General features: G+C 56.5%; 13 protein-coding genes and 1 pseudogene. 5 read left to right on the forward strand and 9 right to left on the reverse strand.

All coding sequences use genetic code 11. From position 1 onward, the window contains the following. Positions 1–55: 55 nt before the first annotated feature. The 6 genes from F9C28_RS02350 to syd form a co-directional block, all read right to left on the reverse strand. On the reverse strand, positions 56–1,228 hold the full coding sequence (locus tag F9C28_RS02350) for a glycerate kinase (RefSeq protein ID WP_199013526.1): 1,173 nt from the start codon (positions 1,226–1,228) through the stop codon (positions 56–58). A 35-nt stretch (positions 1,229–1,263) separates the two neighbouring features. Beyond that, positions 1,264–2,604, reverse strand: a complete 1,341-nt coding sequence (gene gudD / locus F9C28_RS02355) for a glucarate dehydratase (protein WP_199013528.1) — start codon at positions 2,602–2,604, stop codon at positions 1,264–1,266. A 308-nt stretch (positions 2,605–2,912) separates the two neighbouring features. After that, positions 2,913–3,362 carry a flavodoxin gene (locus tag F9C28_RS02360; protein ID WP_199013711.1) on the reverse strand — a complete coding sequence of 150 codons (450 nt, stop codon included), beginning with the start codon at positions 3,360–3,362 and terminating at the stop codon, positions 2,913–2,915. A 1-nt stretch (position 3,363) separates the two neighbouring features. Beyond that, positions 3,364–4,158 (reverse strand): tRNA pseudouridine(65) synthase TruC, encoded by a 795-nt coding sequence (truC, locus tag F9C28_RS02365; RefSeq protein ID WP_199013530.1) that lies wholly within the window; start codon positions 4,156–4,158, stop codon positions 3,364–3,366. After that, a complete protein-coding gene (locus F9C28_RS02370; protein WP_199013532.1) occupies positions 4,158–4,487 on the reverse strand; it encodes a YqcC family protein in 330 nt (109 codons plus the stop codon). The genes truC and F9C28_RS02370 overlap by 1 nt, the downstream gene beginning before the upstream one ends. A gap of 643 nt (positions 4,488–5,130) precedes the next feature. Next, entirely contained in the window at positions 5,131–5,676 is a 546-nt protein-coding gene (gene syd, locus F9C28_RS02375; RefSeq protein ID WP_199013534.1) for a SecY-interacting protein, read from the reverse strand. Between the two features lie 65 nt (positions 5,677–5,741). On the opposite strand from syd, the gene queF reads away from it, so the two are divergent. The 5 genes and pseudogenes from queF (at position 5,742) to xni (ending at position 12,134) form a co-directional block, all read left to right on the forward strand. After that, entirely contained in the window at positions 5,742–6,590 is an 849-nt protein-coding gene (queF, locus tag F9C28_RS02380; protein ID WP_199013536.1) for an NADPH-dependent 7-cyano-7-deazaguanine reductase QueF, read from the forward strand. 112 nt (positions 6,591–6,702) lie between these two features. Further along, positions 6,703–8,067 (forward strand): nucleotide 5'-monophosphate nucleosidase PpnN, encoded by a 1,365-nt coding sequence (gene ppnN, locus F9C28_RS02385; RefSeq protein WP_199013537.1) that lies wholly within the window; start codon positions 6,703–6,705, stop codon positions 8,065–8,067. Between the two features lie 438 nt (positions 8,068–8,505). Continuing rightward, a pseudogene (locus tag F9C28_RS02390) lies at positions 8,506–9,795 on the forward strand (HAAAP family serine/threonine permease). A 120-nt stretch (positions 9,796–9,915) separates the two neighbouring features. Beyond that, a complete protein-coding gene (locus tag F9C28_RS02395) occupies positions 9,916–11,283 on the forward strand; it encodes an L-serine ammonia-lyase (protein WP_199013539.1) in 1,368 nt (455 codons plus the stop codon). Between the two features lie 86 nt (positions 11,284–11,369). Further along, the gene (xni, locus tag F9C28_RS02400; RefSeq protein ID WP_199013541.1) at positions 11,370–12,134 is read left to right on the forward strand and encodes a flap endonuclease Xni; all 765 of its coding nucleotides are present in this window, start codon (positions 11,370–11,372) and stop codon (positions 12,132–12,134) included. Between the two features lie 43 nt (positions 12,135–12,177). Here the strand turns inward: xni and rlmM are convergent, their stop codons facing one another. From rlmM to gcvA, 3 genes are read right to left on the reverse strand one after another with little or no spacing between them, the layout of a single operon-like run. Next, entirely contained in the window at positions 12,178–13,278 is a 1,101-nt protein-coding gene (gene rlmM / locus F9C28_RS02405) for a 23S rRNA (cytidine(2498)-2'-O)-methyltransferase RlmM (RefSeq protein ID WP_199013544.1), read from the reverse strand. Beyond that, positions 13,271–13,666, reverse strand: coding sequence for a DUF423 domain-containing protein (locus F9C28_RS02410; protein WP_199013547.1), 396 nt, complete (start codon positions 13,664–13,666; stop codon positions 13,271–13,273). The genes rlmM and F9C28_RS02410 overlap by 8 nt, the downstream gene beginning before the upstream one ends. A 43-nt stretch (positions 13,667–13,709) precedes the next feature. Next, positions 13,710–14,627 carry a glycine cleavage system transcriptional regulator GcvA gene (gene gcvA / locus F9C28_RS02415; RefSeq protein ID WP_199013548.1) on the reverse strand — a complete coding sequence of 306 codons (918 nt, stop codon included), beginning with the start codon at positions 14,625–14,627 and terminating at the stop codon, positions 13,710–13,712. Positions 14,628–14,870: the final 243 nt, after the last annotated feature.

Below are 14,870 nucleotides of genomic sequence, written 5' to 3' on the forward strand. Positions count from 1 at the left end.
CCACATAAGCAAAACGCCCCTTTTCAGGGGCGTGTTATCCGGGCCATTTTATGGCTTACGGCGATTCGGGGTCGTTATTGCGCCGGTTGGCCAGCTGCATACCCACCTGCAACCCGGCAGCAATATTGCGCGCCGCCATACGGACATTATCCGCCGCCTGATTCAGGGCCTCATCAAGAGTGCAAATGCGATACAGCACGCTGAATACCGCCGCGATACCGTGCTCATATACCACCCCCACATCCGCGGTCATGCTCCCGGCAATGCCAATCACCGGCACCTGATGTCGCCGGGCAACCTGCGCCACCCCGCAAGGCACCTTACCGTGGATAGTCTGGCTGTCCATACGCCCCTCCCCGGTAATCACCAGATCCGCGTCGCGCACCTGGTCATCAAGATGCAGCGCATCTGTCACAATCTCAATGCCCGGGCGTAACCCGGCGCCACAAAAGGCAAACAGCGCCGCCCCCATACCGCCCGCCGCGCCGCCCCCGGCCAGTTGCCGTACATCGCAGCCGATATCCCGGGCGATAATCCCGGCAAAATGGGCTAAGCCGGCATCAAGCCGGGCCACCATGGCGGCATCCGCCCCTTTCTGGGGCCCGAAGACTGCCGACGCCCCCTCCGGCCCCACCAGGGGATTTGATACGTCACAGGCCACATCAATCTGGCACTGGCGTAGCCGGGCATCCATCTGGCGGGTATCAATGCGGTCCAGGCTGGCTAACGCCCCGCCACCGGCAGCAATCTGCTGCCCGCTGGCATCCAGTAACCGGGCCCCCAGGGCCTGGAGCATACCGGCCCCGCCATCGTTGGTGGCGCTACCGCCAATACCAATAATAATATGCGTCACCCCCTGGTCGAGGGCATGGCGTATCAGCTCGCCGGTCCCCCACGAGGTGGTCAGCAGCGGGTTACGGCGGGCGGGGGGCACCAGCTCCAGACCACTGGCGGCGGCCATCTCAATAATCGCCCGCCGATCGTCCCCACACAGGCCATAAAACGCGGCTACCGTCTCCCCCAGCGGGCCAGTGACGTCCACCCCGATGCGGCGCCCACCAGTGGCCGCCACCATCGCCTCCACGGTGCCTTCCCCACCGTCCGCCATCGGTAGCTTGATATACTGCGCCGCCGGAAATATCGCCCGGAAGCCCTGCTCGATACAGCTCGCCACCTCCAGCGCGCTCAGGCTCTCTTTATACGAATCTGGTGCGATTACTATCTTCATAGGTGATCCAGTGCCAGGTTGATACTGCGCATCCATTAACGCACCATACAAGGGCGCTTGTTATCGAACGTCCATCCCGGGATCAGGTACTGCATGGCCATCGCATCATCCCGGGCGCCAAGGCCGTGTTTCTGGTAAAGCGCATTGGCCTGCATTAGCCTATCCATATCCAGCTCTACCCCCAGCCCTGGCGCCTCCGGTACCTGAACCATCCCGCCTTTAATTTGTAGCGGTGCTTTGGTCAGTTGCTGGTTACCCTCCTGCCAGATCCAGTGGGTATCTATGGCGGTAATATTGCCCGGCGCGGCAGCGGCCACATGGGTAAACATCGCCAGCGAGATATCAAAGTGGTTATTGGAGTGAGAGCCCCATGTCAGGCCAAACTCATGGCACATCTGCGCCACCCTCACCGACCCTTGCATGGTCCAGAAGTGCGGGTCCGCCAGGGGAATATCCACGGACTGTAACGCCAGGGTATGGCCCATCTGGCGCCAGTCAGTGGCTATCATATTGGTGGCGGTGGGCAGGCCGGTGGCCCGGCGAAATTCCGCCATCACTTCACGGCCAGAATATCCCTGCTCCGCACCGCAGGGATCTTCCGCATAGGCCAGTACTCCTTTGAGTTGTTTGCCAATGCGGATCGCCTCATCCAGGGACCAGGCGCCATTCGGATCCAGCGTTATCCGGGCATCGGGGAACGCCTGCGCCAGCGCGGTAACGGCCTGGGCTTCTTGCTCGCAGCTCAGCACACCGCCCTTAAGTTTAAAATCGTTGAAGCCGTATTTCTCATAGGCCGCCGTGGCGAGGCGGACCACCGCTTGCGGGGTCATGGCGGCCTCATGGCGCAGGCGGTACCAGTCGCAGGCGTCATCGGGCTGGCTCTGGTAGGGCAGCGGCGTTTGCGTGCGATCGCCAATAAAGAACAGGTAGCCGAGCATTTCCACTGCGCTGCGCTGCTGCCCCTCCCCGAGTAACGACGCGACATTAACCCCTAAATGCTGGCCCAGCAGATCGAGCATCGCGGCCTCAATACCGGTAACCACATGAATGGTGGTGCGCAGATCAAAGGTTTGCAGCCCGCGCCCGCTGCTGTCGCGATCCGCAAAGCGACCGCGCACCAGATTGAGCAGGTTTTTATATTCACCGAGGGTTTTCCCCACCACCAGCGGGATGGCATCTTCCAGGGTCTGGCGGATCTTCTCACCGCCGGGAATTTCGCCGACCCCGGTATGCCCGGCATTGTCTTTAATAATGACGATATTGCGGGTAAAAAACGGCGCGTGAGCGCCGCTAAGGTTCATCAGCATACTGTCATGACCCGCCACCGGGATCACCTGCATAGCCGTCACGACGGGGGTAGCATTAAACGCGTTCATCCTGTTGTCCTTATTTACTCAACATGAAAATGGCGCCCCGGGGCCGGGCAGTTATGCGCACGCTGAACGCCGTGGCGACCATGATGTGTTACTTAATGAATGAAGTATAAGAAGGGCCAGGGCCGGGTTCACCGTGCATGCGCACAATATTGATATTATCAATTGGCTCTATTTAGGTCATACGACCAAAACAGTGGCGGGTCACTCACGAATCAGTCGAAATTTGTGATGTGAATAGGGCCAGCGGCGGTGCGCTGGCAACATTCAGGCCCGCCTGAACGACGGGCCGTGACGGGGATAGCGGTACGTTATTTAAGCAATGTGCCCCAGTGCTCAACCCAGGGGTTGGCAACGGTTTCGGGTTCCGGGTGTTCACCGGCATCGATGGTCAGCACCTCCCCGACGCGCTGGGCGCCCTGCTCCTGAAGCAGCGCATCAAACTGTTTCCCTCCGCCGCAAAACTGCGGGTAGCTACTGTCCCCGAGGGCAACCAGGCCGTAATGCAGCTCCGGCTGATATCCCAGTTTATCTTTTATGGCCTGAAACAGCGGGACAATGCTGTCCGGCAAATCCCCCTGGCCTGTGGTCGACGTGACCACCAGCGCATAGTGCTGCCGGTAATGCTGCCAGTCAGCCAATTCAGGATCTTCAAAAACCACCGCCTGATGTCCCTGCTCACTGAGTATGGCCTGGGCCTCTTCTGCCACCAACAGCGCATTCCCATACACAGTACCGACAAAAATACCCACCTCTGCCATCTTATTCACTCCGTGTCGTCGCCTGAAAATCATCCTGAGGCTTCGGGTCGTTAAACTCAACCCTTTCAATATCAGGGAGAAGCCCACACCACCCGAATTGTGATATCGCCTGCATCCAGACGCTATCCAGCCCGGCGGTGATGGTCAGCGGCTCCCCGGTGTAAGGGTGGGTCATGGATAACTGGCTGGCGTGCAGCATCAGGCGCTGGCAGCCAAAATGTTCTGCCGCCGCGCGGTTCTGGCGCAAATCGCCATGTTTACTGTCGCCGATAATCGGGTGGCGCAGGTGGGACATATGGCGGCGCAACTGGTGTTTACGCCCGGTTTCCGGGGAGAGTTCCACCAGGCTGTAGCGCACACTGTCATAGCGCCCGACCGCCACCGGCTGTTGCGTGGTTGCCAGCCCCCGATAGTGGCTTACGGCCTGCTGGGCTTCACGGGGCTCCCGGGAGAATTTATCCGCAATTTTGTCCAGCTCTTCGACCAGCGGATAATCGAGGGTGGCCTCGTCCTCCAGCCAGCCGCGCACAATGGCGTGGTAGCGTTTTTTTATCTGCCGGGCCTCAAATTGCTGCGCCAGCCGCCGTCCGGCATCGCTGGACAAGCCCATCAGCAGCACGCCGGACGTGGGGCGATCGATACGATGGGCGGTAAACACATGCTGGCCAATCTGGTCCCGCACGGTCTGCATCACCACCACTTTTTCGTCCCGGTCCAGCCAACTGCGGTGCACCAGCCAGCCAGATGGCTTATTCACCGCTACCAGCCACTCATCTTGATAAATAATCTCCAGCATCAGGCGTCTTCACCAGCAAACAGCGCATCCAGCGCCAGCAACTGGGCAAGGATGGCGTCCCGGCCTGGGTGGGGGGCGGCCACGGCCATCTCAAAATAGGGGGCAACGGCGAAGGTGTCCGGCAACGGCTGGCGGGCTTCACACAGGGCGACCATGCGCGGAATTAATACCCACTGTAACCACTGCGCCGGTTCCATAGTGTCCATGAAAAACGGCTGGGTACTGGTAAATACCCTTGCGTGGGGGGGCTGCTCCTGCCACTGCTGGTGGTCACGCAGGACCTGTTCCAGACGCACCAGTTGCTGGTGCACGGCGGTATGACGACTCATGCTAACCTCAATAATCAGGCATTCGGGGGGCGACAGGATACCACGGAAAAAAACCATAAAAAAAAGGAGCACTGTTTTCACAGTGCTCCCGATTCGTTTCGCAGCAATCCAGCTACTTTTGGTGCTCCCTGCTCATCCTTGACAACTTTTCCTTTGGTCTATCCTGACCTACATTCCTTTGTCGCGGCGTCCTGCATCCATCATCCTGATGGTGTTCCTTACGTCATCCTGACGTGTCATCCTTTGGTCTGTCCTGACCCACCTTCCGTCCCGTCCGGCTCTCTTTCTCCATCCTGGAGGTGTCCCTTACGCGTTCCTGCGTGATCCTTGCTTCTTCCTGAAGCCTTTCCCTGAAGCACCCTCCGGGTGTGTCCTGCTGGTGTTGAGCCATCATCCTGATGTTCTCTTCACCGTGCGACCTCCTGTCGACGGACATAGAATCGCGCAAAACCCACCGGCTTACAACCACGCCACGGGTGGATTATAGCAGTGGCGTACACCCAATATCGCCAGCGATATCCATTTAATGCGTTGTTATATAAGAAAAAGTGCTGTTAGCAGCGGTCTGAGGACTACGCAACTTTCGTCGGTTTTCCTACATGGCTTGTAAGAGATGTCTCACACGCGGGTAAGCCATATGCCATTATGCGGTCACGGGATCAAGCTGCTGGAGAAAGTCACTCAGCCCCCGGGCGAGGGTTGTACGGTGTGGGGTGCCGAGTTTTTCAAGAACCACTTCACCTGTCAAGTTACACAGCGAAATTATTGTGAGCTCATCATCGGTGGTCGCCAAAAATACCGTGGGGGATATTTTCAGCCGCCGCTGCATCACCAGATGGCCAATAATATTTTCCTGGGCACGCTGAAAGTCGCACTCGCTCCATGCCTGCAACAGGGTCAGAGGGTTGCCCTCCCGCCGGGCGGCCATATCGCCAGCGTACTGGGAACACCAGAACTGATGCGCATCAGGCTGGAGGGTTATCTCCAGCGCCCGTTCTACCGCAGATAAGTCTGTAGCAGGCTCACAGGGAACCGGGTGCCACTCAACCTGGTGGTCATCGCTGGTCACGATGCAGGGCGACGGCAGCCCAATCAGATCGCTGCTGACCGGGCCGTGGCCAGATTGCTGCTGCCAGCCCTGGCAATAACGCTGGGTAAACGCCATCAGGGCAGAACGCGTATCACTCACTTTCTCTCACTCCACTACTCAGGATAAACTAGCGGATTATTGTACCCGCTTTATTCTGGTGACACATGTCCTCTTATGAAAACCATCAGGCCCTGAGCAACCTGACCCTCGGGAAAAAGACTGCTTACAAAGATAACTACGATGCCAGCCTGTTGCAGCCTGTTCCGCGCAGCCTCAACCGGGACCCGCTGGGCCTGCATGCCGATGCGTTACCGTTTCACGGCCGCGATATCTGGACCCTGTATGAGCTTTCCTGGCTGAATGACAATGGCCTGCCCCAGGTGGCGCTGGGCCACGTGGCGCTGGATGCCAACAGCCTGAATCTGGTGGAATCAAAAAGTTTTAAGCTGTACCTCAACAGCTTTAACCAGACCCGCTTCCCCCACCGCGACGCGGTGAGAGAAACGCTACAGCGTGATTTGCAGCACTGCGCCCAGGGCGAGGTCAGTGTTGTGCTCTGCCCGCTGGAAGCGATTGAAGGCCAGCCCATCGCCACCTTTGCCGGTGAATGCATTGACGATCAGCCACAGCTGGTTATTGATAATTACACCTTCAGCGCCGATTACCTCCACGGGGCCGTCGGTGAGCAACAGGTAGAAGAGACCCTGGTCAGCCATCTGCTGAAATCGAACTGCCTGATCACCCACCAGCCGGACTGGGGATCAGTACAGATTCACTACCGGGGCGGCAAAATCGATCGCGAGAAGCTGCTGCGCTATCTGGTCTCCTTCCGCCACCACAATGAGTTTCATGAACAGTGTGTGGAGCGTATTTTTAACGATATTCAGCGCTTTTGCCAGCCGGAGGCCCTCAGCGTCTATGCCCGCTATACCCGGCGCGGCGGCCTGGATATTAACCCGTGGCGCAGCAACGAAGTATTTACCCCGGCAACCGGCCGCCTGGTCCGCCAGTAACGGGAAATAGCCCGCATTAACAAAGATTATTCATCTCGGCAGGTTGTGAAACAGAAGACCCCAGGGCTATTGTAATCAGGGGAGCGGCGATTTCGCTTCATAAGGAGTTAACTTGATTACACATATTAGCCCGCTAGGCTCAATGGATATGCTGTCGCAGCTGGAAGTGGACATGCTTAAACGCACGGCCAGCAGCGATTTGTACCAACTGTTTCGCAACTGCTCACTGGCCGTTCTTAACTCCGGTAGTCAAACCGATAACAGTAAGGAACTGCTCTCTCGTTTTGAAAACTTCGACATTAACGTCCTGCGCCGGGAGCGTGGCGTTAAGCTGGAGCTGATCAATCCGCCAGAAGACGCCTTTGTGGATGGCAGAATTATTCGCTCACTGCAGGCTAACCTGTTTGCCGTATTGCGCGACATCCTGTTTGTTAACGGTCAGCTGTCGGTAGCTGAACGCTTTCAGCATCTTAATCCGGAAAATTCAGCCCATATCACCAACCTGGTGTTTTCTATTCTGCGCAACGCCCGCGCCCTGCACGTGGGCGAAGCACCCAACATGGTGGTCTGCTGGGGCGGCCACGCCATCAATGAAAAAGAGTACCTGTATGCCCGCAGTGTCGGTAATCAGCTGGGGCTGCGCGAACTTAACATCTGCACCGGCTGCGGCCCGGGTGTGATGGAAGCCCCCATGAAAGGCGCCGCGGTGGGCCACGCCCAGCAGCGTTACAAAGAAGGCCGCTTTATTGGCCTGACCGAGCCGTCAATCATCGCGGCAGAGCCCCCTAACCCACTGGTCAACGAACTGATTATCATGCCGGACATTGAAAAACGCCTTGAGGCGTTTGTCCGCATTGCCCACGGGATTATTATCTTTCCTGGCGGGGTGGGCACCGCAGAAGAGTTACTCTATCTGCTCGGTATTCTGATGACGCCCCATAACCACGATCAGCTATTACCGCTGATTTTGACCGGCCCGAAAGAGAGCGCGGACTACTTCCGGGTACTGGATGACTTTATCGTCAGCACCCTGGGCGAAAAAGCCCGCCGCCACTACAAAATCATCATTGATGACCCGGTAGACGTCGCCCGCCAGATGAAAAAAGCGATGCCCCAGGTGAAAGAAAACCGCCGGGAAACCGGTGACGCCTATAGTTTTAACTGGTCCATCCGGATTGCTCAGGATCTGCAAATGCCCTTTGAGCCAAACCACGAGAATATGGCGAACCTCAACCTGCATATGGAGCAACCCGCAGAGCAACTGGCGGCGGCACTGCGCCGGGCGTTCTCCGGTATTGTGGCCGGTAACGTTAAAGAAGTGGGGATCCACGCCATTGAAAAATACGGCCCCTACAAAATCCACGGCGATGCCAGCATCATGAAACGCATGGATGAGCTGTTACAGGGATTTGTGGTGCAACACCGCATGAAACTGCCCGGCAGTGCGTATATCCCCTGTTACGAGATCTGCCGTTAATCCTCCGGGCGGCCTGCGGGCCGCCTGATGTTCACTTCTCATACGCCCCCCTTTCCAGAAACCGACAAAAAACACCCAATACCGCGCAAAAATACGCAGCAATCACTGCCAAATGTCTATTTTATAATCAGTTGCCCGGCGTAACTGCCAACATAATCTTATGTATCCACTGCATTTATTCCGTATTCCGCCATATATAAACAAGTAATTTTGCTGAACCAGCAGATAAAACTGCCATATTTCCTGTTCCAGGCTGAATGATGCAATTGGGATCATGATCACTGATACATTGAATGTATAAATGTATCTTTCTCAACCTAAATATGACGGGGAAAATTACGAAAATCCCGTCTTACACAGAATAACATTTTATCGTCTTTCGATTTTACGTCGTAATTGACTATAAACCCGGTAACTATCGTCCCCCTGGAGATGTTCATGGATACAACTCAAACCACTACACTGCCGCAGGCTGGAGCTACCAGTTCGTGGCGTAAGTCCGACACCATGTGGATGCTGGGCCTGTACGGCACGGCAATCGGTGCTGGCGTACTGTTCCTGCCGATCAATGCCGGTGTTGGTGGCATGATCCCGCTGATCATCATGGCCATCCTCGCCTTCCCGATGACGTTCTTCGCCCACCGCGGGCTGACTCGCTTTGTGCTCTCCGGTAAAAACCCGGGTGAAGATATTACTGAAGTAGTAGAAGAACACTTCGGTGTCGGCGCCGGTAAACTGATTACCCTGCTGTACTTCTTCGCAATCTACCCGATTCTGCTGGTCTACAGCGTGGCCATCACTAACACCGTGGACAGCTTCCTGACCCACCAGTTGGGTATGGTGTCCCCACCGCGCGCCATCCTGTCGCTGATCCTTATCATTGGTATGATGACCATCGTGCGCTTCGGCGAGAAGATGATCGTGAAAGCGATGAGTGTGCTGGTGTTCCCGTTTGTTGCCGCCCTGATGGTGCTGGCGTGCTACCTGATCCCACAGTGGAGCGGTGCGGCCCTGGAAACCCTCTCTCTGAGCAGCGCATCTACCACCGGTAACGGCCTGTGGATGACCCTGTGGCTGGCCATCCCGGTCATGGTGTTCTCTTTCAACCACTCCCCGATAATCTCTTCTTTCGCTGTTGCGAAACGCGAAGAGTACGGTGATGGCGCTGAGAAAAAATGCTCCCGTATCCTGGCTTGCGCTCACATCATGATGGTGCTGACCGTTATGTTCTTTGTCTTCAGCTGCGTACTGAGCCTGTCCCCGGCAGACCTGGCCGAAGCGAAAGCACAGAACATCTCGATTCTGTCTTACCTGGCTAACCACTTTAACGCCCCGGTGATTGCCTAGATGGCGCCGATTATCGCGATTATCGACATCACCAAATCCTTCCTCGGCCACTACCTGGGTGCCCGTGAAGGCTTCAACGGCATGGTTATCAAATCCCTGCGCGGTAAAGGTAAAACTATCGAAACCAGCCGCCTGAACAAAATCACTGCCCTGTTCATGCTGGTCACCACCTGGATTGTTGCCACCCTGAACCCGAGCATCCTCGGAATGATTGAAACCCTGGGTGGCCCGATTATCGCCTGCATCCTGTTCCTGATGCCGATGTATGCAATTCAGAAAGTCCCGGCAATGCGCAAATACAGCGGCCACATCAGCAACGTATTTGTCACCATCATGGGCCTGATTGCCATCTCCGCAATCGCCTACTCTCTGTTCAGCTAATACCCATTGCGCCACCGCCCCGGCGGTGGCGCCCTCAGCCACCCGGAGTCTATTCCCCTGGATGTGTCACCCCCGCATCTAACGGAATATATTCTTACTAACCCACGCAATGGACGCCATATGATTAGCGTATTCGATATTTTCAAAATCGGTATCGGGCCTTCCAGTTCCCATACGGTGGGGCCGATGAAAGCAGGTAAACACTTTACAGACGATCTGATAGCGCAAGGGAAATTGTTCGATACCACCCGTATCGTGGTGGACGTCTATGGCTCGCTGTCGTTAACCGGCAAGGGCCACCATACTGATATCGCCATTATCATGGGTCTGGCCGGTAATTTGCCGGATACCGTGGATATTGATGCCATCCCGCATTTTATTCAGGATGTAAATACCCACGGCCGCCTGATGCTCGCCCAGGGCCAGCACGAAGTGGACTTCCCGGTAGATACCAGCATGAATTTCCACGCGGATAATCTCTCGCTGCATGAGAACGGCATGCGTATTACCGCCCTGGCCGGGGACACTGTGCTCTACAGCCAGACCTACTACTCTATCGGCGGCGGTTTTATTGTTGATGAGGCCCATTTTGGCCAGCAGGATGAATCCCCGGTTGCGGTACCCTACCCATACCAGAGCGCGGCGGATCTGCGCCGTCACTGCCGGGAAACCGGCCTGTCGCTGTCTGGCCTGATAATGCAAAACGAATTAGCCCTGCACAGCAAAGAAGAACTCCAGGCCCACCTGCTGAACGTCTGGAACGTGATGCGCGCCGGGATCGAACGCGGCATCAATACCGAAGGGGTATTGCCGGGTAAAATGCGGGTTCCGCGCCGGGCCGCCGCACTGCGCCGGATGCTGGTCAGCAGCGATAAAATGACCACCGATCCGATGGCGGTAGTGGACTGGATCAACATGTTCGCCCTGGCGGTCAATGAAGAAAATGCCGCCGGTGGCCGGGTGGTTACCGCGCCGACCAACGGCGCCTGCGGGATTGTGCCGGCGGTGCTGGCGTACTACGACAAGTTTATTCGCGAAGTAAACACCAACTCGATTACCCGTTACCTGCTGGTGGCCAGCGCCATCGGCTCACTGTACAAGATGAACGCCTCGATTTCGGGTGCCGAAGTGGGCTGCCAGGGTGAAGTGGGCGTCGCCTGCTCCATGGCTGCGGCGGGCCTCGCCGAACTGCTGGGCGGCAGCCCGGACCAGGTATGTATTGCCGCAGAGATTGGTATGGAGCATAACCTCGGCCTGACCTGCGACCCGGTTGCCGGCCAGGTTCAGGTGCCCTGCATCGAGCGTAACGCGATTGCCTCGGTCAAGGCGGTCAACGCCGCCCGTATGGCGCTGCGCCGTACCAGCGAGCCCCGGGTCTGCCTGGATAAAGTTATCGAAACCATGTACGAAACCGGGAAAGATATGAATGCCAAATACCGCGAAACCTCCCGCGGCGGCCTGGCGATGAAAATTCTCGCCTGCGACTAAGTTGTCATCCCCCTACCGGCCAGCCATGGCCGGTATTCCCCTTTTCATGGTATGGTTGCCCCTCACCCACAAGCGACCCGTTGTCCATGACCGTTCATCTGCTGATTGTTGACGCCCTGAATTTAATCCGCCGTATTCATGCAGTACAGGGCTCCCCCTGCGCCACAACCTGCCTGCACGCCCTGGAACAATTGATTGTCCACAGCCAGCCCAGCCATGCGGTGGCGGTATTTGATGACGAAGCCCGCCGGGAAGGCTGGCGCCACCAGTTATTACCGGATTATAAAGCGGGACGCCCGCCGATGCCGGACACCCTGGCGGCGGAGCTACCGGCCCTGCGCGCGGCCTTTGAAGCCCGCGGAGTGCGCTGCTGGTTTTCTGCCGGTAACGAGGCTGACGATCTGGCGGCTACCCTGGCGGTAAAAGTGGCTAGCGCCGGGCATATGTCGACCATTGTCTCGACGGATAAAGGCTTCTGCCAGTTACTGGCGCCGGGGGTGCAGATCCGTGATTACTTCCAGAAACGCTGGCTGGATGCCCCGTTTATTGCCGCCGAGTATGGCGTTGCCCCGGCGCAATTGCCGAACTTCTGGGGGCTTGCGGGGATCAGCAGCAGTAAAATTCCCGGGGTCCCGGGCATTGGCCCGAAGAGCGCCGCCCAGTTAATTAGCCAGTTCGGCACGCTGGAGGCGTTATACCAGGGGCTGGATGGGGTGCCGGAGAAATGGCGTAAGAAGCTGAGTGAACATCAGCAGATGGCGTTAACCTGCCGCCAGGTGTCCCGGCTGCAAACCGATTTAACCCTCGACGGGAATCTCCAGCAGCTGCGGCTTCCGGCCGCCCGGCCCTGAACGACCAAAAAAAATGGCCCCGCAGGGCCATCATTACCGGTACTTAACGCTCATCGCGTCGGCCACCAACGGCGGCCCAGATACGCCGCACGTGAACACTGATCTCTTCGCGATCGTGGTATAGCTGGCGGGCCTGGATCTGGGCATTAATGCCGTTCTCTTCAAGGCGGGCCTGAATATTCGCCAGAATCCCGGACACTTCCTCATAGCGCTTTTTCATCGGCAATTTGAGGTTAAAAATGGTTTCCCGGCACCAGCCATTAACCAGCCATTCGGTCATCAGCGCGGCGACTTTGGCGGGCTTCTCCACCATGTCACACACCATCCACGAAATGTTGTTGCGGGTGGGGCGATAACGGAAGCCATCTTCACGCAGCCAGGTCACCTGGCCGGTATCCATCAGGCTCTGGGCCATGGGGCCGTTATCCACGGAGGAGACCCACATATTGCGCTTCACCAGCTGATAGGTCCAGCCGCCTGGGCAGGCCCCCAGATCCACCGCGTACATCCCGTTTGCCAGGCGCTCATCCCATTCATCGGCGGGAATAAACACGTGAAAGGCCTCTTCCAGCTTCAGGGTTGAACGGCTCGGCGCATCAGCCGGGAACTTGAGCCGCGGAATCCCCATATAGAAGGGCGAGTTGTTGTGGGTCAGCGAATAGCCGACATAGCAGCAGCCCGGGGTGATAAAAAACACATGTACCACCGGACGTTTCGGGGTTTCATAGTTCACCAGTACCCCGGTTTCGCGCAGCGCCGCGCGCAGCGGCACAGTCAACTTGCGGCAGAACTTCATCAGCTCTTTGCTTTCGTTGGTGTCGGCCACTTCAACCCGCAGCTCGCCGCCCTTCTCGACCATGCCCTGCAACATGCCGCTTATCGGGGTGATCCTATCCTCCGGCGGCAGATCTTTTAGCAGCTCACCCGCGACAAACATCTGGCGGGCAAAAATCAGCGACGCAAACGGCATATCGCGAATGATTTTTTCAGCATCATCTTGCTGATAACATTCAAAAATCACATAGCCGGAATTGTCTTTTACCCGGGCAAAGCCAAAGATATTCATCTGCCCGGCTTTATCGGTAATCTCCGCCGCGCACTCTTTTTCAAAGCCCGGACGGCAATACAGTACAACTTTATTCATGAACAACACCCCGGCGTTTCAGACGAATTGCGCCGATCAACATTAATACCCAACCCGCCAGAAAACTGACGCCCCCCACCGGGGTTACAAACGCCCAGAGCCGTAAATGGGACAGTGCCAGGCAGTAGAGGCTGCCGCTGAACAGTACGGTGCCCAGCGCCAGGAAAAGACTGCTCCAGTAAAACCAGATGCTAATACGGCGCTGCATGGCCACCGCTAAACCAAAAATAGCCAGGGTATGGAAAGCCTGATATTCGAGGCCGGTCTGGATCCAGCCCATCTCCACAACCCCTAAAGACTTACTCAGCACATGGGCGCCAAAAGCCCCCAGCGCGACAAAAATAAACCCGCTTATGGCGGCAAAAATCAGCATGAAACGGCTGGTCATGATCAAACCTTCAGGTCAGGCGCGCCACGGGGGCGCACAGTGATTATTGTTCGTAGCGAAAGCGAAATTTCTCTTGTTCACTGGCCGCTTTCGCCAGGATCCATTTTCGAAATGCGGCTATTTTACCCAGTTCTGCCTGACTGTCATGGCAAACCAGATAAAACGCATTTTTACTCACCAGCACATCATTAAACGGGCACACCAGGCGCCCGGCTTCGATTTCGGTCTGGGCCATCACGTTATTGGCCAGGGCCACCCCCTGGCCGTGAATGGCGGCCTGCAACACCATCGCGCTGTGGCTAAAGATAGGCCCCTGCTGCACATTGATCTGGTTTAGCCCCAACTGGCGGGTATAGGTTTGCCAGTCACGGCGCGACGCATCGTGCAGCAGCGTGTGTTTGGCAAGATCCGCGGGGGTTTTCAGCGGCTTGTCCCCGGTTAACAGCAGCGGCGAACAGACCGGCAGTAAATACTCCGCGTATAACTTCTCAACCCGCAACCCGGGCCAGTTACCCCGCCCATAGAAGATAGCCACATCAACATCATCTGCCAGTTTATCTTCCTGACGGTCAACCGCCTGAATACGTACGTCGATTCCCGGCCAGTCCTGGTTAAAACTGGTTAGCCGGGGCACCAGCCACTGAATGGCAAAGCTGGGCAGCATACTGACTGTCAGCGCCCCTTTGGCGCTGCGCGCCTGTAGTTTACGCGTCGCGTCGGTGAGTTGAGAAAAGATTTCCTTGATATCGAGGAAATAACTTTGCCCCTCTTCGGTTAGCAGCAGGGAACGATTCCGTCGCCGGAACAATTTTAGCCCAAGAAAGTCTTCCAGAGACTTAATCTGATGACTGACAGCCGCCTGGGTAACGAACAGCTCTTCCGCTGCCTTAGTAAAACTAAGGTGACGGGCGGCAGAGTCAAACGCTCGCAGTGCATTCAGTGGAGGTAATCGCTTTGACATGGTAACCGGATGTAATGTTAAAAAAATTCACAAAAAGACTAAAGGGTTAACCTATTAGTTTTTTTTATCTGAGCCATTATAATTTGTCCGTTGAGGATGCACCAGCAAATACCTATAGTGGCGCCACTTCCTGAGCCGGAACGAAAAGTTTTTTAGGATGGATATTCTGAAAGGCTTTTGGCTTACGGTTGTGATGTTGTGTTGTTGTGTTTGCAAATTGGTCTGCCATTCAGACCCCGGTAG

The sequence above is a fragment of the Shimwellia pseudoproteus genome (genome assembly GCF_016415625.1).
Taxonomy (GTDB): domain Bacteria; phylum Pseudomonadota; class Gammaproteobacteria; order Enterobacterales; family Enterobacteriaceae; genus Shimwellia; species Shimwellia pseudoproteus.